At 55.5% G+C, this 21,426-nt stretch carries 18 protein-coding genes; 14 read left to right on the forward strand and 4 right to left on the reverse strand.

Annotated elements, in window-relative coordinates; all coding sequences use genetic code 11:
• Positions 1-4: 4 nt before the first annotated feature.
• The 3 genes from GQF03_RS06210 to GQF03_RS06220 are packed head-to-tail and all read right to left on the reverse strand — an operon-like array spanning position 5 to position 2,461.
• A complete protein-coding gene (locus GQF03_RS06210) occupies positions 5-1,060 on the reverse strand; it encodes a 4-oxalomesaconate tautomerase (protein WP_161338343.1) in 1,056 nt (351 codons plus the stop codon).
• A complete protein-coding gene (locus tag GQF03_RS06215) occupies positions 1,053-1,724 on the reverse strand; it encodes a 4-carboxy-4-hydroxy-2-oxoadipate aldolase/oxaloacetate decarboxylase (protein WP_161338344.1) in 672 nt (223 codons plus the stop codon). Before GQF03_RS06215 ends, GQF03_RS06210 begins: the two co-directional genes overlap by 8 nt.
• Positions 1,724-2,461, reverse strand: a complete 738-nt coding sequence (locus GQF03_RS06220) for a PIG-L deacetylase family protein (protein WP_161338345.1) — start codon at positions 2,459-2,461, stop codon at positions 1,724-1,726. Before GQF03_RS06220 ends, GQF03_RS06215 begins: the two co-directional genes overlap by 1 nt.
• 154 nt (positions 2,462-2,615) lie before the next feature.
• On the opposite strand from GQF03_RS06220, the gene GQF03_RS06225 reads away from it, so the two are divergent.
• The 6 genes from GQF03_RS06225 to GQF03_RS06260 all read left to right on the forward strand — a co-directional run bounded on the left by GQF03_RS06225 (position 2,616) and on the right by GQF03_RS06260 (position 11,510).
• The gene (locus tag GQF03_RS06225; protein WP_161338346.1) at positions 2,616-3,833 is read left to right on the forward strand and encodes a LysR family transcriptional regulator; all 1,218 of its coding nucleotides are present in this window, start codon (positions 2,616-2,618) and stop codon (positions 3,831-3,833) included.
• Between the two features lie 119 nt (positions 3,834-3,952).
• The gene (locus GQF03_RS06230) at positions 3,953-4,867 is read left to right on the forward strand and encodes an NAD(P)-dependent oxidoreductase (protein WP_161338347.1); all 915 of its coding nucleotides are present in this window, start codon (positions 3,953-3,955) and stop codon (positions 4,865-4,867) included.
• Positions 4,864-5,811 carry a Gfo/Idh/MocA family oxidoreductase gene (locus GQF03_RS06235; protein ID WP_161338348.1) on the forward strand — a complete coding sequence of 316 codons (948 nt, stop codon included), beginning with the start codon at positions 4,864-4,866 and terminating at the stop codon, positions 5,809-5,811. The genes GQF03_RS06230 and GQF03_RS06235 overlap by 4 nt, the downstream gene beginning before the upstream one ends.
• Before the next feature lie 81 nt (positions 5,812-5,892).
• Positions 5,893-7,110 (forward strand): MFS transporter, encoded by a 1,218-nt coding sequence (locus GQF03_RS06240; protein WP_161338349.1) that lies wholly within the window; start codon positions 5,893-5,895, stop codon positions 7,108-7,110.
• Between the two features lie 2,389 nt (positions 7,111-9,499).
• Positions 9,500-10,810, forward strand: coding sequence for a VWA domain-containing protein (locus GQF03_RS06255; RefSeq protein ID WP_479683210.1), 1,311 nt, complete (start codon positions 9,500-9,502; stop codon positions 10,808-10,810).
• 151 nt (positions 10,811-10,961) lie between these two features.
• Positions 10,962-11,510 (forward strand): hypothetical protein, encoded by a 549-nt coding sequence (locus tag GQF03_RS06260; protein WP_161338353.1) that lies wholly within the window; start codon positions 10,962-10,964, stop codon positions 11,508-11,510.
• Positions 11,511-11,525: 15 nt separating this feature from the next.
• Here GQF03_RS06260 and GQF03_RS06265 read toward each other — a convergent pair whose 3' ends face one another.
• Entirely contained in the window at positions 11,526-13,142 is a 1,617-nt protein-coding gene (locus GQF03_RS06265) for a helix-turn-helix domain-containing protein (protein WP_161338354.1), read from the reverse strand.
• A gap of 204 nt (positions 13,143-13,346) precedes the next feature.
• On the opposite strand from GQF03_RS06265, the gene GQF03_RS06270 reads away from it, so the two are divergent.
• The 8 genes from GQF03_RS06270 (at position 13,347) to GQF03_RS06305 (ending at position 21,426) form a co-directional block, all read left to right on the forward strand.
• Positions 13,347-14,699: an ABC transporter substrate-binding protein gene (locus tag GQF03_RS06270; protein WP_161338355.1), complete on the forward strand. Its 1,353-nt coding sequence runs from the start codon at positions 13,347-13,349 to the stop codon at positions 14,697-14,699.
• Between the two features lie 107 nt (positions 14,700-14,806).
• Positions 14,807-15,823: a branched-chain amino acid ABC transporter permease gene (locus tag GQF03_RS06275; RefSeq protein ID WP_161338356.1), complete on the forward strand. Its 1,017-nt coding sequence runs from the start codon at positions 14,807-14,809 to the stop codon at positions 15,821-15,823.
• Positions 15,816-16,976: a branched-chain amino acid ABC transporter permease gene (locus GQF03_RS06280; protein WP_161338357.1), complete on the forward strand. Its 1,161-nt coding sequence runs from the start codon at positions 15,816-15,818 to the stop codon at positions 16,974-16,976. The genes GQF03_RS06275 and GQF03_RS06280 overlap by 8 nt, the downstream gene beginning before the upstream one ends.
• 10 nt (positions 16,977-16,986) lie before the next feature.
• Positions 16,987-17,745, forward strand: coding sequence for an ABC transporter ATP-binding protein (locus GQF03_RS06285; protein WP_161338358.1), 759 nt, complete (start codon positions 16,987-16,989; stop codon positions 17,743-17,745).
• A complete protein-coding gene (locus tag GQF03_RS06290) occupies positions 17,745-18,470 on the forward strand; it encodes an ABC transporter ATP-binding protein (protein WP_161338359.1) in 726 nt (241 codons plus the stop codon). The genes GQF03_RS06285 and GQF03_RS06290 overlap by 1 nt, the downstream gene beginning before the upstream one ends.
• Positions 18,471-18,602: 132 nt before the next feature.
• Positions 18,603-20,546, forward strand: coding sequence for an acetate--CoA ligase (acs, locus tag GQF03_RS06295; RefSeq protein ID WP_161338360.1), 1,944 nt, complete (start codon positions 18,603-18,605; stop codon positions 20,544-20,546).
• Between the two features lie 180 nt (positions 20,547-20,726).
• Positions 20,727-21,125: a response regulator transcription factor gene (locus tag GQF03_RS06300; RefSeq protein WP_161338361.1), complete on the forward strand. Its 399-nt coding sequence runs from the start codon at positions 20,727-20,729 to the stop codon at positions 21,123-21,125.
• A gap of 37 nt (positions 21,126-21,162) precedes the next feature.
• Positions 21,163-21,426, forward strand: coding sequence for a hypothetical protein (locus GQF03_RS06305; protein ID WP_161338362.1), 264 nt, complete (start codon positions 21,163-21,165; stop codon positions 21,424-21,426).

Raw genomic sequence — 21,426 nt, forward strand, 5'->3', positions numbered from 1 at the left:
GTCCTTACCTTGCGAAAACCACGCCATCAAAAAGTTTGCGAGCCGTGCGCAGGATTGCCGCACTCTCAACCATCCCCCTATCATTCATTTCCAGCACGACCGTCGTCTCACCGATCGGATGCTCGATCTTCAAGGTCTTACGCGTCCCGTCGGGAATGACGGCAAGTGCAGCCGCCGGTGATCCTTCAAGGGTGGCGGCCGTCGCAACCGTAACGGCCCCGAGAACGCCGATCGATGCGTGGCACCGATGCGGAATGAAAGTCCGGGTGGAGATCGCGCCGCTAGCGAAGGGCGCGCTGACCATGCACATTTTCGGAACGGTCTTTTTGGCGACATCGCCGAGAGCCATCATCGGTCCCGCCTTCAGGCGGATGGCTTCCAACTTCTTCTTGAGAGGAGAATTCGCCTCCAACTCCTCCCGGCTCTCGCGGCCGGTAATGCCCATATCCGCCGCGCGCATGATCACCGACGGCATGCCATTGTCAATGAGCGTGACCTCTATCCCGTCAATGACGTCGCAGGCCTTTCCGGTTGGCAGCAACGCGCCGCATGTTGATCCCGCCGTTTCGGTAAAAGTTATGGGTATGGGCGCGGCGCCACCCGGAACACCGTCTATCGTCGCCGTTCCCTCATAGGTGACGGCGCCATCGGGCGTCTGGACCCGGGCGACGGCGGTCTGTCCCGTATTCTCCATATAAATGACAACATCTGTCTCGTCGCCTGTCGTCTTCACCAGGCCTCTCTCGATAGCGAAAGGGCCGATACCGGCAAGTATATTGCCGCAATTCTGCGCGTCCGTGACGATGGGTTGATCGACGACAACCTGTAAAAAAAGATAATCGACATCAACGCCCTCGCGCGCCGAGGGCCGGACAACCGCAACTTTGGACGTCAAGGGATCAGCGCCGCCCATACCGTCAATCTGCCGGAGATCAGGTGATCCCATGACACCCAGTAAAAAGGCGTCGCGGGCGGCGATATCGGCGGGAAGATCGCTTTCCAGAAAGTATCCCCCCTTGGATGTTCCACCGCGCATCCACATGCAGGGGGCACTAGACATATTTCAGGCCCTTTTCCGCAAGCCTTTCGCGCATCTTGTACATATCAACGCCGAGTTCGCCGGCGGCGAGCCGTTTGCGTTTTTCCTCTTCATTGGCGATACGCGCTTCTGCCTTGTCTGCAATTTCGGCCGCTTCTTCCCGGCGGACGACACACACCCCATCGTCATCGGCGATCATAACGTCGCCGGGATTAACGAGAGCGCCGGCGCAGACAATGGGAATATTGACCGAGCCCAGGGTTTCCTTCACGGTGCCTTCTGCGCAGATTGCTTTCGACCAGACCGGGAAATTCATCGCCGTTAGATCACGGACATCGCGAACCCCGGCATCGATGATCAGGCCGACACCGCCGCGTGCCTGCATCGATGTTGCGAGAAGATCGCCGAAATATCCCGCATCTGACGGAGACGTCGGCGCGAGGACAAGGATATCGCCCTCTTTCACCTGTTCGATCGCGACATGAACCATCCAGTTGTCGGCGGGCGGAGCGGAAATGGTGACGGCTGAGGCGCCGATAGATGCGCCGGAATATATCGGCCGCATATAGGCGGCGAGAAGTCCTTTGCGGCCCTGCGCTTCATGAACCGTGGCAACGCCGCATTTCGCGAGACGGGAGATGACGGCGGGATCGGCCCGTTCGATATTCTGAACGACGACACCCATCAGAGTTCATCCACTGTGCGCGGATAGATCGACTGGAACCCTTCGGCATATCGTGCGGGACGTCCGCCCGACTGACCGCCTGAGTTCCGGCGGAAGTGATTGCCGCGATTTTCAGCGAGGTTAGTGTAATAATCCCAAAGATGCCCCTGCCCCTGCATGCATTCTATGGCGGCGCGTTTCTTATCCCACACAGGCGTGATATCGAGAAAAACGTCGGGCTTCCACCCCATCTGTTCCGTCTGGTGTGGCTCGAACAGATAGAGCTGCGGCGCGCCCAGGACCTTCTCGCCCGGATTATGGCCCCAGGCCTGCGCGATCATTCGACATTCCATTGCCAGCGTCGTGGCGAAGCTGTGATCGGTGTTGTAGGGATCATATTGTGAATGGCTCAGCATGAAATCCGGCTGTACCTTGCGGATCAGGTCCACAAGCATGAATTTGTCGTCGCGCGTCACCTCCAACGGATAATCGCCGAGATCAAAAAACACGATGTCGTGGGCGTCGAGCGCCTTGGCGGCATTTTCGGCCTCAATCCGCCGTGCCTTTTTCACGGCATCGAGGGTTGTTCCCCCTTCCTGTTTCCAGAGTTTGGCGCTTTCACCCCGTTCGCCGAAGGACAGACAGGCGATGGTAACGTCATAACCCTTTTCTTCATGCAACGCGATGGCTCCGGCGCAGCGCCAGACGAAATCGGCCGCATGGGCGCTGATGACAAGGGCAGTTTTTTTGTCTGACATATTGTGTTCCTCGCTTGCGAACGGCGCGTGTGTTCTTTCTTTTTACCCGTTTGTACCATGTTACTCCGGCTTCGAATTTACTATTTCAAATTGACATTCGTGATATAACTTTTTCCTATAATACAGCACAATTCGCGGGAATGAGCGTGTTTTCATGAATAACATGGCCCCAAATCTCCGGCACCTTCGCGCCTTTTGCGTTGTCGCAGCGCATCAGAGCATTAGCCGCGCATCGGAAGAGGTTTTCCTGTCGCAACCGGCGATCACTCAGGCCATTGCAAAGTTCGAGCAGGCGTTCGATATCGAGCTATTTACCCGGCGGACAGATGGCGTCTTTATTACCGACGCGGGAAAGCTGTTTCTTGTCAGAGCCGAGCGGGCCCAGGAATTCATCCGGACCGGTATTGAGGAAGCGCGACGGATCGCGCAGGTGAAAAGCGGCAAGGGGTTTAGCAATCTCGATCAGCTTGTTTCGGGGGTACAGCTTCGGGCGCTGATCGCGATTGCCAAGACGGGCAATTTCAGTCTCGCGGCCCGGCATGTCGGAATTTCGCAGCCGTCACTGTATCGCGCTGCCCGCGACCTCGAACGTCTATCGGCCATGGTGTTGTTTCGAAAATCGGGTCAGGGGATCGAACTCACGCCAGCGGCCGAGATCTGGGCGCGGTATGCCAAGCTCGCCTTCGCGGAACTCAGGCAGGGCTATACGGAGATCGAGGAGTATAAGGGTATTGACGTCGGCCGGATCGTCATCGGGACGATGCCGCTTGCGCGTACCTATATCTTGCCGACCGCCATTACCCGGATTACGCAGACGCGCCCCGGGGTGGAAATCAGCGTCATTGACGGTCGGTATGAGGATCTGCTCCACGGTTTGCGGTACAGCGAAATCGATATCCTGATCGGGGCGCTCCGCAATCCGCCGCCTATTGATGACGTTGTCGAGGAAAAAGTGTTCGAGGATGAACTGGCCCTGTTCGTCCGGGTGGACCATCCGCTGACGCGCCGGAAAAAGATTACATTAGAGCAGCTTGCCGGATATCCCTGGATCACGCCGAGGGAAGGCTCGCCGACGCGCACCAAGTTCGAGGAACTTTTTGCAAAACGGCAGCATGCTCGCCCGAAAAGCCTCGTCGAGGCGAGCTCGCTCATCCTCATCCGCGGCCTTCTTATGGATAGCGATCGGATTACGATCCTGTCGGCCCATCAGACACGCCATGAACAGGAGCAGGGGCTACTTGTTCAGCTTCCCTTCGATCTGGGGGACACCCGCCGTCCTATCGGACTTACCACACGTCGGGACTGGCATCCGACGGCCGCGCAGGCGGAGTTTCTTGACGCCCTTCGCGTCGCAGGCGGCGTGATGAACTAAACCTATCGCATCTCCGCTATTCAATAATTGAATGAAGTGGCGGGCTTTTTTTATTTCCAGACGTGGATGCAGGGGGCTAGGTAGAGGGAAAGTGCGCGGTACAGGAGCGAACAAAAGTGATGCAGGAACCCTATCGGATCGCTTTCGTCGGATTTGGCGAGGCTGCCATGGCATTCGTCAAGGGGTGGCGGGATATTGGTAATTTGGTGATCCGCGCCTATGACATAAAGACGGATAGCGGGGATGGGGCCGTCGTTGCGGCGAAGCGCGGCGACTATGATGCGCTGGGTGTTATCGGCGCGGAGACGTTAGCGGACGCCCTGGAGGGAGCGGAGGTCATCTTTTCCCTGGTCACGGCGGACCAAGCTTTTGCCTCTGCAGATGCGGCCGCGCGCCACATCGGTGCGGGTTGTCTGTTTTTCGATTGTAATTCCTGCGCTCCGGGCACCAAGCGCCGATCGGCGCAATGCATTGAAACCGTCGGCGGACGTTATGTTGATGTTGCCGTCATGTCGCCGGTATATCCGAAGCTGCATAAAACGCCGTTGCTTGTTTCCGGACCGCACAGTGCGGCGGCGATGACGGTGCTTGATTGCCTGCAGATGGACGCGAAAGTCCTGGAGGGGGACGTCGGCAGAGCGTCGTCCGTCAAGATGATCAGAAGCATCATGATGAAGGGGCTGGAAGCGCTGTTCGCGGAATGCGTTCTTGCGGGAAGGGTCGCCGGTGTGGACGAGAACGTGCTTGCGTCTCTGGATGTGACCTATCCGGGCTTCGATTTCACGAAGCGAGCAGCATATAGTTTTGAACGGATGACAGAACACGGGAAGCGTCGCGCCGAGGAAATGAAGGAAGTGGCACTTACGATAGAAGAACTTGGCCTGCCCAGCGACATGGCAAGGGCCACCGTGCAATGGCAGCAGCGGATAGGAGTTCTCGGTTTGGAGGCGGGTGAGGACAAATATCAAAGCCGGGCTGACGCTGTGCTCGCCCGGATCCATGAAATCTGTGAAGAACGGGAGTTAGAAGAATGAGAGTCTGTGTAGCCGGCGCTGCCGGGGCCTTTGGACAGAAGCATCTCGACGCCATTGGGAATATCGACGGTGTTCAGGTCACCTCTATTGTCGGCCGTGAAAACGAAAGCACGAGGGCGGCCGCGGATGCGCGCGGGATCGGCCATTGGACTCTTGATCTTTCGGAAAGCCTGGCGCGGGACGACGTCGATTGCGTGATCCTGTCCACACCGACGCAGATGCATGCCGATCAGGCGATTCAGTGTCTTCATGCGGGCAAGCATGTTCTTGTCGAAATTCCGATGGCGGATAATCTTGCGGATTCCCGGCGGCTTGTCGCCGTTCAGAAGGAAACCGGTCTTGTCGCCATGGCCGGCCATGTGCGGCGGTTCAACCCAAGCCATCAATGGATCCACAACAAGATCACGGCCGGTGAATTGAAGCTTCAGCAGCTTGACGTGCAGACCTATTTTTTCCGCCGCACCAATACCAATGCGCTCGGCAAACCGCGCAGCTGGACGGATCATCTTCTCTGGCACCATGCCTGCCACACGGTGGATCTGTTTCAGTATCAGACCGGCGCCGTCGCGTCCCAGGTATATGGTCTCGAAGGACCGCATCACCCGGAGCTGGGCATTGCCCTCGATATGAGTATCGGCATGAGGGCGCCCTCCGGTGCGCTTTGCACGCTTTCGCTCTCGTTCAATAATGACGGGCCGCTCGGGACCTTCTTCCGTTATATCTGCGACAACGGAACCTATATCGCGCGATATGACGATCTTGTAGACGGCTATGACAATCCGATCGATCTTTCCGGCGTTGCGGTTTCCAACAACGGAATTGAACTGATCGACCGTGAATTTTTCTCGGCGATCAGGGAAGGACGCGAGCCAAACAGTTCCGTCGCGCAGTGCCTCCCGGCCATGGAAACCCTCGACCGAATCGAGAAAAGCTTCGCGGGTTAGCGTTGTTCTGTTGACTTGGCCGCGCTTACATGACGCAATGACCGCGTCATCCGACTGAATTTTCTTGCGCCGGTCTTCGTAATGTTGCGTCTTCAGGGTACTTTGCCTTTTGTCCGTCAGGAATGGCGGTTTCTGCTGTTCGGCCTTCTCCTGGCTTTCTGGTCAGGGCCTGGCCAGACATATGTGATTTCGGTGATAGGGGGCGAGCTCCGGTCGGAATTTGATCTTACGAATGGTGAATTTGGAACGATCTATACGTTCGCCACCCTCGTATGCGCGGCGATCCTCTGGAAAGCCGGCCCGCTTGTTGACCGCCTGCCGCTTAAAAATTTCGTCTTCAAAGTCAGTTTGCTGATGATTGCGGCCATGGTGGCGTTTGGCTTTGTGCGGGGGCCGGTTTCGCTTTTTTTCGGGATCATCGCCGTTCGCTTCCTGGGGCAAGGGATGATGACCCATATCGCCCTTACCTCGATGGCGCGGCGGTATGAGGCGGAGCGCGGCCGGGCGGTCGCGATCGCGGCGCTTGGCTTTCCGCTGGGTGAGGCACTTTTCCCGCCGCTAATAGTTCTCGCCCTTGGCATCGTCGACTGGCGGCTGATCTGGCCGGCGATGGCTGTTTTGGCGGCTGTCACGCTGCTGCCGGCGACGCCCTTTCTGATCCGCCATACGACTCGTCAGGATGGGGCGGGCGCCGCAGAACTTCGGGCGGCTGACGAAGATGCCAGGCAGTGGACGCGCTCGGAAATGCTGCGCGACGGGAAGTTTTATCTCCTCGCGCCGACGGCCATGGTTCCGGCTGCCGTGATTACCGGCCTTTTTATCCATCAGGTGTATTTTATCGAGACAAAAGGATGGAATTTCGAGCTTTGGAGCCTCTATTTCTCCGTTTTTGCGATCGCGGCGCTTATTGGCGGTGTCATTTCAGGATTTCTGGTCGACATATTCAGGGCACGGCGGCTGCTTCCATTTGTCCTTCTGCCCATGTCCCTCGGCGTCCTCGTCTTCGCCTATGCGACCAATGAAGCGCTGGCCGCATTGGTGATGTTTTTCCTGGGCTTCGGTGCAGGCGCGACCAACCCCGTGCTTTCCTCCCTCTGGCCGGAAATTTACGGGACGCGCCATCTGGGGGCGATCCGCGCTGTGGCGACAGTGGTAATGGTGTTCGGATCGGCGCTCGGTCCGGTATTCATGGGACTGGCGCTCGATAGCGGTATCTCTCTCGGCTCGATTGCGATTGCTTCTGTCGGACTGGCGATTGCCGCGGCAATCGCCGCCAAAATCGCGCTTGTGTCCCGATAGGGCGGTCTCTCTAGGTAATCAAAAAAATGCTCCTTCGCCATTTTTTGACCATAAACCTCTCCCAATTCCAGCGAAAATTGTTAAAAGTTTATTAATTTTTTCTGCTTTATACCCCATTCAGGGGATGTGGAGACAGGTATTGGCATAGTAGTTTCTCTTCAGAATTGAAAAATATGCAGACGGGATAGCCGGAATTGGCTATTTTTTTGAACGGGTTGGCTGGTTCAGCTTGGCCACGGTAAAGTTTAAGTCAGTGGAGTAAGGCAATAATGGCGACTTCGAACGGTGATAAGGGTATCGGTGTAGGCAACGTAAGTGGCGCTGAAACTGTAATTGAGGCAAACCCCGGGGAAACCATTAAGTTACCCATAGATTCGCTTGCGGGTGTGCAATTCAAGCAAGAAGCGGGAAGCCTTCTGGTTGTGCCCGCGGATGGTGGCGAGCCCATTTTGCTGCACGATTTCCTGACACTCGGGGTTACGGAAAATCCCCCCAAGATTGAACTGAGCAATGGCGAAGTTGTCGAGATTGGCCAGATTACGCCACTCGTTCAGGGCTATTCAATTGCTGACGTCAATCCGCAGGCCGGTAATGAAAACAGTGATGGCGGCGGTGCCAATTTTTCGCCGTTCGTTGAAGGCAGTATTGGCGACCCGCTGGGTATTGCCGATCTTTTGCCGCCGACGGAGCTTGTCTTCTCGCGTGACGAGATTGAAGAAATAATTGGTGAGAACCAGCCGTCACCGAATTCAACGACACCGACGCCGGGCACCCCCGGTGGCACCGTTACCTTGTCCTATTCGACGATCCTCGGATCGACTGCCCCTGTCTCCGGCGGGTATGAAGACTGGCAGCCGAGCCAGAATGTTGGTGATGCGACCGAGTATCCGATGCAAATGGTGGTGGAGTTTACGCCAGACACGGATGAGGAACTGACATCAATCGACATTTCAGGTTTCCCCGCAGGCACACGTTTCTTCGTTGGCGGCACTACGCCCAGCGATGAAGTGGATGTGACCAGCGGAAGTTATTCCGTGGCGGCCGTGGGCGGCGCGTTGCCGGTCATGTATGTCCTGCCACCTTCCAACAGCGATGCCGATTTCCCGCTGAACGTGGTCGCGAATTTCGTCAATGGAGAGGGCGACACCGGAACAGCGGAGGCAAACGCAATTGCTGTCATTGACGCAGTTGCCGATATCCCGAGCCTGAGCGGCGGTGATGCCAGTGGCGACGAGGATACGGCTATCTCTATCCCGGAAATCAATGCCGCGCTTCAGGATACGGACGGCTCCGAGACGCTTTCCGTTTCCGTCAGCGGGGTTCCTGTGGGCGCAACTCTTTCCGACGGGGTAAACAGCTTCCTCGGAGATGGATCGGCCGTGGATGTCTCCGGATGGGATCTGGCATCGCTGACCATTACACCCCCGGCGGATGACGATACGGATTTCACTCTCACCGTAACGGCAACCGCTACGGAAGGCGCGACTGTTGCCGGCGGCGGTGAACTGACCGATGCGAATAACACGGCGGCCTCAACGATAACGATCGACGTGACGGTTGATCCGGTTTCCGATACACCGACGGTTGTCGTTGATGACGCCGCCGGTAAAGAAGATCTCGGCACTNGCCGGAGACCAGATTGCAGCTATCCCCGATCCCGCATCCGGCAATATACCGCTTTCCATAACCCTGACGACGGGCGAGGGCGGTACGGAGAGCGGCTATGTGATCCTGAGCGGATATCCGGCGGGCGTTACCTTCTCTGTCGGCGTTGCTGACGCGGGCGGCTGGCGTGTCGAACAGGCGGATCTCGGGTCTCTGGCGATCACCGGTCTTCCCGAGGATAGCGATAGCGATTTCTCCATAACGGTCACGCCTTATTCGCAGGACGGCGTTGCAACGGCAGTTGCCGGAATTGCCGGTACGATAGATGTGCTGATCGATGCCGTTGCGGATATCCCGACGCTTACTCTCGATGGCGCCGCGGCGAATGATGCGGTAAGCGGCGATGAAGATACGGCGATTGCGCTTCCTGACGTTGCGGCTGGCCTGCAGGACACGGACGGGTCCGAGACACTTTCCGTTTCCATCAGCGGCGTTCCCCTGGGCGCAACCCTTTCCGACGGAGTGAACAGCTTTGTTGGCGATGGCGCGGCTGTGGTCGTGACCGGATGGGATCTGGCGAACCTGACCATCCTGTCGGCGCCCGATGATGACAGCGATTTCACGCTGACTGTCACCGCGACGTCAACGGAAGGTGCCGCCGAGGCGCCCGGCTCCGAACTTCAGGATGCGGATAATACAGCGAGCACGAGTTTCACCATCGACGTGACGGTTGANCGATGTCCCGCCCGCGGACGACGGCCCGACAGCGGTCGATGACGGTCCGGTGCAAATCGTCGAACCGGCGGATACCCATGCTGTTTTCGTTATCGATACATCGGCGAGCTTGACCCAGCAGGAACTTGCGATCATGGAGGACGCGCTTAAACATTTGGCGACAACCCTGTTTGAGCGTAATCCGGACGGAACTGTTATTACGCTGATCGAATTCGACAATGATGCAAATTTCATGGGGGGTGGCAATGGCACCTTCTATACGCTACAGGAAGTTCTGGATGCGCTTGAAAATCTTGATTCCCTGAGTGATGGCAGCACCAACTATTTCAGTGCGCTTGGGACAACGCAAACGGTCGATTTCGAACCAGGCTACGATCAGGCGATCTATTTTATTTCCGACGGCCAGCCGACCCAGGGGAATACTCAGGGTGGGATCGATGAATTCAACAACTGGGTGACGAACGATCTGAATGACGCGAAAGTCTATGCGGTTGGCATCGGTAGCGATGCTGAGAACAGCATTCACCTCGGCCAGATCGATAACACGCCGGAAGACAATAATCATGATCCTGATCCCGGGGATCCTTATCTTCATGTGGAAAGTCCTGAGGAACTTATTGCGAACCTCCTGCCTTCCGATGCGGCTGTGTCCGGCAATGTGCTCACTAATGATATTCCCGGATCGGATCCGTTTGCGGATGTTCCGATTACCGCCATTTCCTATAAGGGAGCGATCTATGATCTCTCCGATGGCGGTGAGCCAAATGTCACGGTCAACGGTAATACTCTGACGCTGGATGCTGATTTCGGCATTTTGGAAATTGATTTTGCGACCGGTGGCTACAGCTATGTTGCGAATACCGATATTGCGGATTTCGAGGCTGAGGAATTTAACTATACGATTATCGACGACGACGGATCGACAAGCTCGGCCGTTCTGAGAATTACCATCACACCGGAAAGTACCTATACCGGTACGGACGCATCGGAAAATATTATAGGCGGGTCCGGCAACGATTATATTCTTGGCGCGGGCGGTGATGATACGCTTTTCGGCGGCGATGGCGATGACCGTTTCGTCTATCAAAACGCCAATACCGACGGGAACGACGTGATCGAAGACTTCGGCGCGAACGGCGATAATGATGTTATTGACCTGACGGCGCTTTTTGATGAACTGGGGATCGCCCCTGCGGATCGGGCGGATCATGTGGTCTTCGCCGAGGAAGGCGGCAATACAACGATTACCGTTACGGATGGCACGGATGTGCTGGTTCCCGGTTTCTCCATCGTTGTCGAGAATGCATCGCTTGACAATTCCGACATAACGAACGGAAAGATTGTCGTCGACGAAAGCTAGTCTCGTTGCTGACAGGAAGAGGAAGGCCGCGGATCATCTGCGGCCTTTTTTCTTGCGCCGCGCGGGTTAAATAGCTGGCCGCCCCAAAATCCATACCCTATGATAGAGGAACGTGAATACGGCATTTCTCAATGAAATCAGGGGGTGAATATTGAGTAAGGTAAGAAATTTTCTGATAGCGGCATTGGCTGCTTTCCTGGTCTTTCCGTCGGTTTCCACCGCAAAGGATGTATCGATTTCCGCGTTCAAGGGGGATTGGCGCGGGAATGCGATATCGGAAAGTAGTGTCAGCGTGAATTTCGCGATCACGAGCCGTGATATCGACGTTAATATTCAGCCGACGGATGACGGTGATTTTACGATCACCTGGCGCACGTTGCTTCGCCAGAAGGGAACGCCGGAAGACCCGAAAGAGGTTCTGAAGGAAACAACGCTGACTTTTGTCAAAACGGAACGCCCCAATTTCTGGCATAGCGGCCAGGGTGGCGATATTTTTGCGGGTGACACCATCTCCTGGGCGCAGCTGAGGAAGCAGACGCTGACAATTTACGTCATGGCGATAAGCGAGGTCGGCGACTACGACATGCAGGTCTACAAACGCACGCTCACCGGCGTCAATATGGAGCTTGATTTTACGGCAATTCGGGATGGCGCGGTCCGGCGAACGGCGAAAGGCCGCCTCATCTTGTTTGGCAAATGATCGCCGACCAATGTATCAGTAATCTCCGATCCCTGGTGATATATTCCGCCGTTGCGGCGTTATCTGGCGGACCTGAGATGGCGGCGGCGCGGCCCGCTGCGCGCAATTTGCGCGTTCGCAGAGCCGGCAGGTGATGCCAACGGGCATGACCGTTTTTGGCGCCGCAAGATTTAATCCGTCCGTGTAGATCAGGCGATGGGCTTCCGCGATATCGCATCCGATGCTGATGGCGTAATGACGCTTTGGCTGGCCGTAACCGAGACTCGGTTTGGTGACGGTGCGGGCAATGGAGAAAAAGCGGCTGCCGTCCGGCATTTCGGATATTTGCGGGCAAAGAGTTCCCGGCGTGAGGAACGCGGCATGCAAAACCCAGCGGGGGCAGGCGTTGCCGTAGCGCGGGATACGCAGGCCCGACGCGCTGAACCGTTTCGAGATGTTTCCGGCAATATCGCTCCGGATAAGATGGAACGACACACCGCTTTTCCCAGGTCGCATCAAGGTTGTAAGGCGATGGCATATCTGTTCGAAACTTGCATCAAATTGCTGTTGAAGAAGCTCGATATCATATCTCAGGTCTTCGGCGGCGCGATAGAAGCTGTCATAGGGCAGAAGGACGGCGCCGGCGAAATAATTGGCGAGCGCCGCAACGCCCTTTTGTTTGGCGGACTCCGTCGGTAGTTCCGGTGCATTTGAAAGCTCGGCGAACAAGTCGGAGTAGGCCAATTGGCCGCACAGCAGCGCAAGGTGGAAATTGACGCTTGATTGAGGAAGGGACTTCGAAAGAACCAGCGACTGATTTCTTTCGTCATAGAGTGTGGCTTCTGTATTGTGGCTGTCGCGGGTGGCAAACTCGACGGCAACATCGTGCTTGTCCCGAAGATAGTCGATCATGAGAGATGTCGACAGAAGTTCCCCCCCACCAAGAGACTTGCGAAATTCCGCGGCAGATATTTCAATCTGATCGAAATAGTTATTTCGCGTCTGGATAAAATCGGAAACCGCTTCATTGGGCGAGGGGGTCCAGGCCTTGCCCGTCAGGCTTCCGTCGCCGACAACACCGAGCATTTCATTCACCGTGTCGTTCAATGCCTCGCTATCCTTGAGGGCGATCTGCAAGAATTCCTTGCGTTCTTTCGGGCTGAGGTCGTCATTGTCATGCACGATTTCCGTCGACGACATGATCGAGGTAACCAATGTGCGCAGACGAAACGACGATCCGGCGAACAGAAGGTCCTGCGAAAGGCGCTCGCTTAACAGCTGCAGGTCCGTCTGTGCGGCCTTGAAGGCGTCATAGCTTTTCTTGAAGGCAGCGCTTAGGGCCGGCGCTTCCGCTGCCATTTCGGCAATTTCCTCGTCGGTGAATTCGTCATCCGCGAAGAGAGGATCCTTCAGTGCATCCGTGATTTCGCCGATCAGGTGGCCCTCCTCCTGGGGAGAGAAAACCTGCGGATCGACCTTCAGAATCTGGCTGACATGGAGCAGCAAGGGAACCGTCATGCTGCGCCGGTTATTTTCCAGAAGGTTCAAATAACTCGCAGAAATGCCGAGCTTGTCGGCAAGATCCACCTGCGTCAGATTCTTCTCTTTCCGTAATCTCCTAAGCCGGTTGCCGAGAAGGGGTGATTTGGCCATTCGCGTGTCCGAAATTTACAAAAATTTACAATATTACAAAAGGCATTAGAAAATATTTACATAAAAAACCACTGTTTTACAATGTTTTATTGGGAAAAATGTCAAAAGTGTGAAATTTTTACAGAGCAGGGATGAGTCTAAACCGAATATACATTTCGGCCGCCCTGTCCGGGGATGATCCAATAAATTTATGGGAGACAATTCATGAGCGATTTCAAGAAATCAGGCATGTCGCGTCGCGGCCTACTCAAAGCTGGCGCTGTCGGTGGCCTGGTAGCAGCAACTCCGAGCTTCTTCATCAAGGACGCTTGGGCCGAAGAATTCCGCAACAATCCGACAAATTCCGGTGAGGTTAAACTTGGCTTTAACGTACCGCAGTCCGGTCCCTACGCGGACGAGGGCGCGGACGAGCTCCGCGCCTATATGCTGGCCGTCAAGCATCTGAACGGTGAAGGTGATGGCGGCATGCTGAATACCATGAAGCCGTCGATGCTGACCGGTAAAGGCGTTCTTGGCAAGAAAGTCACCTATGCAACGGGTGACACGCAGACGAAATCAGACGCCGCCCGTGCCTCCGCAAAGCGGATGATCGAAAAAGACGGTGTCCTGATGGTAACCGGTGGCTCGTCTTCGGGCGTTGCCGTTGCCGTGCAGTCCCTCTGCCAGGAGCAGGGCATTATTTTCATGGCGGGCCTGACCCATTCCAACGACACGACCGGTAAGGACAAGCGTCGCTACGGTTTCCGTCATTTCTTTAATGCCTATATGTCCGGTGCGGCACTGGCGCCGGTGCTGAACAAGGAATATGGTTCCGACCGTCGGGCGTATCACCTGACCGCCGACTATACCTGGGGCTGGACGCAGGAAGAGTCGATCAAGAACTCGACCGAAGCGTTGGGTTGGGAGACTGTAAACACCGTCAAGACGCCGGTTGGCGCGGGTGATTTCTCCCAATATATCACGCCGGTTCTGAATTCTGGCGCCGATGTGCTGATCCTGAACCATTACGGTAAGGATATGATCAACTCACTGAGCCAGGCTGTTCAGTTCGGTCTTCGTGACAAGCAGGTCAACGGCAAGAATTTCGAGATCGTTGTTCCGTTGTTCTCGCGTCTCATGGCGCAGGGCGCTGGCGATGCGATCAAGGGCATTCTTGGGACGACCAATTGGAACTGGTCGTTGCAGGATGACGGCTCTAAGGCATTCGTACAGTCCTTCGGCGCGGAATATGGTGCACCGCCGTCAATGGCTGCGCACACCTGCTACGTCCAGACGTTGCTGTATGCGAACGCCTGCGAAATGGCCGGTACCTTCTATCCACCGGAAGTTATCAAACAGCTTGAAGGCTTCAATTTCGATGGAATGGGCAATGGCCCGACGCTTTACCGCGCGGAAGATCATCAATGCTTCAAGGATGTTCTTGTGGTGCGCGGTAATGAGAACCCGAGCAGCCAGTTCGACCTTCTGAAAGTGGTTGACATTACCCCACGCGCTCAGGTCGAATATGATTGGACCATCTTCGGTGGCGAACTTGGCCCGTACGAAGTGAAGATGTAAGATCGGTCAATGCCTGCGGGCTGGCGCAAACGGGAAGAGCGCCAGCCCGCATATTTGCCGACAGGCTATGCCGGCAAAGAACTTTTGAGGGATTCGGGGTAGAATAGATGGATGCCATCTTTATTCAAATTTTGAATGGACTGGACAAAGGCGCGGCCTATGCGTTGATCGCCCTCGGCCTGACTTTGGTGTTCGGTACGCTGGGGATCGTGAATTTTGCCCACGGGGCATTGTTTATGCTGGGTGCATTTTGCGCCGTCACCTTCCAGAAAATCATCACCATCTCCGTGAAAGTCCGTGACGAGGGGGTCACGGCTTTTGTCGCCTATAAAGAGCAGCCGTATCTTGAGACCTGGTTTGGTGATACGGGACGCATTATTATCGACTACTCGGTGCCACTTTCCATAATCCTGGCAATTCCATTGATGTTGCTGGTCGGTTATGTGATGGAACGCGGGCTCATCAAGCATTTCTACAAACGGCCCCATGCGGAACAGATTCTCGTAACCTTCGGACTTGCCATTGTCATTCAGGAAATCATCAAGGCCTATTTCGGCGCAAACCCCATCCCGCAGGCGGCGCCGGAAATTCTGGCGGGCAGCGCCAACGTTGGTTCCTGGGTCGGACTTGGTGACAATCTCGTCTATCCCTGGTGGCGTCTTATCTATCTGTGTTTTTCCGGTATCGTGATTTTCGCTGTATTTGCCTTTTTGCAGTTCACGACCTACGGCATGGTGGTGCGGGCTGGTATGAGGGACCGCGAAACCGTCGGGCTGCTCGGCATCAATATCGAGCGCCGCTTCACGGTCGTATTCGCGATTGCCGCGATCGTCGCCGGTGTCGCAGGCGTAATGTACACGCCTATCCTGCCTCCGGATTACCATCTTGGCATGGAGTTTCTGGTGCTTTCCTTCGTTGTCGTTGTCGTCGGCGGCATGGGGTCTCTCGGTGGCGCCGTGCTTGCGGGTTTCCTTTTGGGGATCGTGCAGTCCTTCGCGTCGATGAACGAAGTGAAAGACATTTTTCCCGGAATCGACCAGATCATTCTGTATCTCGTCGCTGTTGTTATTTTGCTGGTTCTACCGCGCGGTCTGATGGGCCGGGCCGGAGTGATGGATGACTAATATGAAAAAGCCGTCCTTTAACGATACAATGCTCATTCTGGTCTTTGCCGCCGCCATACTTGCGATGCCGCTTTGGCTGGACCCGTTTGGAGGTAATTATCCGGACCTGCTGCAGAAATTTGCGATATACGGCATTTTCGCGATTGGGTTCAACATTCTCTTCGGCCTTACCGGATATCTCTCCTTCGGCCATGCCGCATTTCTCGGCGTCGGATCCTATGCGGCGGTTTGGTCATTTAAGCTGCTGACCATGAACGCAATACCGGCGGTTATTTTTGGTGTGCTGTTTGCGGGATTGCTCGCGGCGATTATCGGGTTCCTGAGTTTGCGCCGGACGGGTATTTATTTTTCGATCCTTACCCTCGCGTTTGCGCAGATGTCCTATAACCTCGCCTATTCGGTGCTGACGCCGATCACCAACGGTGAAACGGGATTGCAGCTTGCGCGCTCCGATCCACGTATTCTCGACAAGCTGTTCTCCGACGGTCCGGCCTCTGCCGGGTTGCCGAGCACCGAGCTTTTTGGCGAAACCATGAGCGGGTATCCGGGGTTTTACTTTTGCGCGGTTCTGCTGATTATCGGTTTCTATATTTCGCTGCGGATTTTCCGCTCGCCCTTCGGACTTATGCTCAAGGGGATCAAGTCCAATCAGAACCGCATGAAGTATACCGGACTTAATACGCGGCCTTACATGCTGACTGCCTTTATCATTTCCGGAATGTATGCCGGGCTGGCCGGCAGTCTGCTCGCGGTGACGGATCCGCTGGCCGGCGCCGAAAGGATGCAGTGGACGGCGTCGGGCGAAGTCGTCCTGATGACAATTCTCGGTGGCGCCGGAACCCTTGTCGGTCCGATGCTGGGCGCGGGACTGATTAAGTATTTCGAGAATATTTTCTCGTCCTTCGATGACAGTGTTCTTCAGCAGGCCTTCTCGTTCCTGCCCGACAGCGTGCTTGAAATCGTTGTGCCGGTCGTTGGGCTTTTCGTCGGCAGCGGCTGGCATCTGACCCTTGGCCTCTTGTTCATGATCATTGTGATCTTCCTGCCGGGCGGGCTTGTCGAGGGCTTCCGTCGAATTTTCAATTACTTCACGTCCGGCGGCGGTAAAGCCGAAACGCAGTCCGTCGAAGCGCATAATCAGGCAGGTGAGTAAAGGGTAAATCATGGGCGATCTCGTTCTTCATCTGGACAATATCAACAAAAGCTTCGGTGGCCTCAGCGCATTGTCCGACGTCAATCTGCATGTCGAGGAAGGCACGACACATGCGATTATCGGGCCGAACGGTGCAGGCAAGTCGACCCTTCTCAACGTTTGTATCGGTCGTTTGAAGCCGGACACCGGGAAGGTGACATTTGCCGGCGAAGTCCTGACCGGCAGGGAGCCGCATGAAATCACGCAGCTGGGCGTCGCGCGTGTCTTTCAGACGCCGGAAATTTTCCAGGAAATGACGCTGCTTGAGAATGTGATGATCCCGGCATTTTCCCATCGGGACGGCGCCTTTCGCTTGAATGCGAACAAGCTCCTTTCCAAACAGGGGGAAATCCGGGATGAGGCGGAGCACATACTTGAAGACGTCGGCCTGAAAGATATGATGTTGACGGAGGCCGGCAGCCTCAGCCGTGGCGACAAGCGACGTCTTGAACTTGGCATGTGCCTGATATTGCGTCCGCGACTGCTGCTGCTCGATGAGCCAACGGCCGGAATGGCGCGACACGACACCAACCAGACCATCGAGCTTTTGAAGAAGATCAAATCCCGGGGCATGACCAAGGTGATCATCGAACATGACATGCATGTGGTATTCAGCCTCGCGGACAAAGTCAGTGTGCTGGCCCGCGGGCAGATCATTGCGGGCGGCGATCCGCAAAGCGTGAGAGAGGATCCGAAGGTCAAGGAAGCCTATTTGGGAGGGGCGCATTAATGTCTGAGACCTCTGTGAAAAAACCCTATTTCAGCGTGAAGGATATTCATGCCTATTATGGCGAATCCTACATCGTCCAGGGTGTTTCCTTCGATGTTGAAGAAGGGGATATCGTCGCCCTTCTGGGTCGCAACGGCGCCGGAAAAACGTCGACGCTGCGGGCCCTTGCCCGCGTTGATAGTCCGGCCCTGAAGCGCGGCGAGATATATCTCAACGGCAAGGCCATTCATCCGCTCAAAGCCTATCAGGCGGCGCGCGAGGGCATTCAGCTCGTCCCGGAAGATCGGAGGATCATCGGCGGCTTGACGGTGGAGGAAAATTTATTGCTTTCGCAGGTCGCCGAACCCAAGGGCTGGGAAATCGAGCGAATTTACAATCATTTTCCTAGGCTTGGCGAACGGCGCAATCAGGATGCGGTGACGATGTCCGGCGGCGAACAGCAGATGCTTGCCGTGGCCCGGGCACTGGCGAGAGACGTGAAGCTACTTTTCCTCGACGAACCCTATGAGGGGTTGGCGCCCGTCATTGTACAGGAAATCGAGAAAATCCTGCTGGAAGTCAAGAAACTTGGAATCACCACGATTATTGTGGAGCAGAACGCCATCGCCGCGTTGCAGCTTGCCGACAAGGCGCTTATTCTGGATATGGGGCAGATCGCGTTCCGCGGAACGGCCCAGCAGGTGCTTGACGATCAGGAGCTACGGCACGAATATCTGGCTATCTGACGTCGATCGTCTCGCTATAACTGATGGTTGAGTCGTATTTGCGTTGGCAATACGCTCGCAAATATCCTATTTGTAGTTGACGCTTATTAGACTTAAAGAATTTCAGGATATTGGGTGAAAGGACAAGGAAGTATGTCAGCAAAGGATCTCTATCCCGTACCGGAGGAACTTGCGAAAACGGCCTGGGCCGACAAGACAAGCTATCAGGCCATGTACCGCGCCTCGATCGAGGATCCGATCGCTTTTTGGGGTGAGCATGGCAAACGCATTGACTGGATCAAGCCCTACACGAAAGTGAAAGACGTCTCTTATGATCCGGAGGATCTGCATATCCGCTGGTTCTATGATGGGACGCTGAACGTCAGCTACAACTGTCTCGACCGGCATCTTGAAAGTCGCGGTGACAGCACGGCGATAATCTGGGAAGGCGACGATCCGAACGACGACAAAACACTGACATATCGCGAACTGCATGCCGAGGTATGTAAATTCGCCAACGTGCTGAAGGCGCAGGGCATAAAGAAAGGTGATCGCGTTACACTTTATATGCCGATGATTGTTGAAGCGGCGGTCGCGATGCTCGCCTGCACCCGTATCGGCGCTATTCATTCCATCGTCTTTGGCGGATTCTCACCGGATGCGCTTGCGGGACGTATTCAGGATTGCCAGTCTAACTGCGTGATTACGGCCGATGAAGGAATTCGCGGGGGGCGCGCGATCCCGCTCAAGGCAAATACGGATGAGGCTCTCGAAGAATGCCCTGATTGCACGACATGCATTGTTGTCAAACGAACAGGCGCCAAGACCGGATGGGTCGAAGGCCGCGATGTCTGGTATCACGAGGAAATGGCGAAAGCAAGCGCCGATTGTCCGCCTGAGGAGATGAATGCGGAAGACCCGCTCTTCATCCTCTATACCTCGGGCTCGACCGGCAAGCCCAAGGGTGTGTTGCACACCACAGGCGGCTATATTGTTTATGCGGCGATGACGCATCGTTATGTGTTTGATTACCACGATGGCGATATCTACTGGTGTACCGCCGATGTCGGCTGGGTTACTGGGCATAGCTACATCGTCTACGGACCTCTGGCAAACGGCGCGACGACACTGATGTTCGAAGGCGTTCCGAACTATCCGACTGTGTCGCGTTTCTGGGAGGTGTGCGATAAACACAAGGTCAATATCTTCTATACGGCACCGACGGCAATCCGCGCGTTGATGCGTGACGGGGATGAGCCGGTAAAGAAAACGTCGCGCAAGTCGCTACGGCTCCTGGGATCGGTTGGCGAACCGATCAACCCGGAGGCCTGGAGATGGTATTACGATGTCGTCGGCGAAGGCCGCTGTCCCATCGTCGATACCTGGTGGCAGACCGAGACGGGCGGAATTTTGATTACCCCGCTTCCCGGCGCGACAGATCTAAAGCCCGGATCTGCGACCCTGCCGTTTTTCGGGATCGAGCCGATTATGGTCGATGGCGAAGGCAAGGTTCTGGAGGGACCCTGTGAAGGAATACTTTGCATTAACGATAGCTGGCCGGGTCAGATGCGCACGGTCTATGGTGACCATGAGCGTTTCATTCAAACCTATTTCTCGAGTTTTCCCGGCCGATATTTCACCGGCGACGGTGCCCGCCGCGACGAGGATGGGTATTACTGGATTACCGGGCGTGTCGACGATGTGATCAACGTCTCCGGGCATCGCATGGGGACAGCTGAAGTCGAAAGCGCCCTTGTCGCGCATGAACTCGTGGCGGAAGCGGCCGTTGTCGGTTATCCGCATGATATCAAGGGGCAGGGTATCTATGCATATGTTACGTTGACGTCGGGGATCGAACCCTCTGATGAGTTGCGGATTGAACTGGTGAAATGGGTGCGCCATGAAATCGGGCCAATTGCAACGCCGGATTTAATCCAATGGGCGCCCGGATTGCCGAAGACACGGTCAGGCAAGATCATGCGGCGGATTTTGCGTAAGGTCGCCGAGGATGATTATCGCAGCCTTGGAGATACCTCGACATTGGCAGAGCCTGCGGTTGTAGAAGATCTGATTGCTAACCGAATGAACAGAAAATAATACTGTAACGACGCCTCGACCCTGTTAGATTGATCAATGACAATATCCGTGGAAATGGGTTATGATTAATTTACAGGGGACAGGAAAGTGGAATTGCCGAACCAATAGAGCTTGATAAAGAGCCAACTTCTGGCCGAAAGTTCCGCTTTCTCGGATAATTCGAGGGAGCATACGGTAAATATGTCGCATACAGTGCTTGTGGTCGAGGACGAACCAAACATTGTTTTGTCCTTGCAGTTTATCCTGCGGAAGGCGGGGTTCACAGTACGGGTCGCAGGGGACGGCGATCAGGCGTTGCGCGCAATCGACGACTATGTGCCTGATTTGGTGATTTTGGACATCATGTTGCCGAAGCAGGATGGCTTTGCGGTATGTGAAGCGATCCGCGGCAATCCGGCCTGCCGTGACATCAGGATTATCATGTTGTCGGCCAAGAGCCGCGAAGCGGATAAAGAACGGGCGATGGCACTTGGCGCGGATGAATTTGTGACCAAGCCTTTTTCGACCCGCGCCCTTGACAAGATGGTCAAGGAAATCGTTGCGCCGAGAAAGACGGTGCTGCAAACAAAACAGACCTGAATCGGCGGGGTATGGCCGGCAAAGCGGGTGCAAACGGATGATAAGAACCGGGCGGAAAAAGGAATGGTCGATCCTGTTGTTCGTTGTCAGTCTCGTCGCCCTGATGCCGCCCCTCATCGCCCTTTTCGATATATCCGATAGCATATTTGGCGTCCCGCTCAGTTATCTTTACCTGTTCTCCGTTTGGGGGGGCATGATTGCGTTAACGGCACTTGGGGCAAGACGCGGATCCGACAAAATGGTTGGTCCGCCGGAAGCCGGAAAACGGAAGACTGGCGCGAACCCGTCGCAGGGGCGTTAG

Source organism: Sneathiella chungangensis (assembly GCF_009882935.1).
Lineage (GTDB): Bacteria > Pseudomonadota > Alphaproteobacteria > Sneathiellales > Sneathiellaceae > Sneathiella > Sneathiella chungangensis.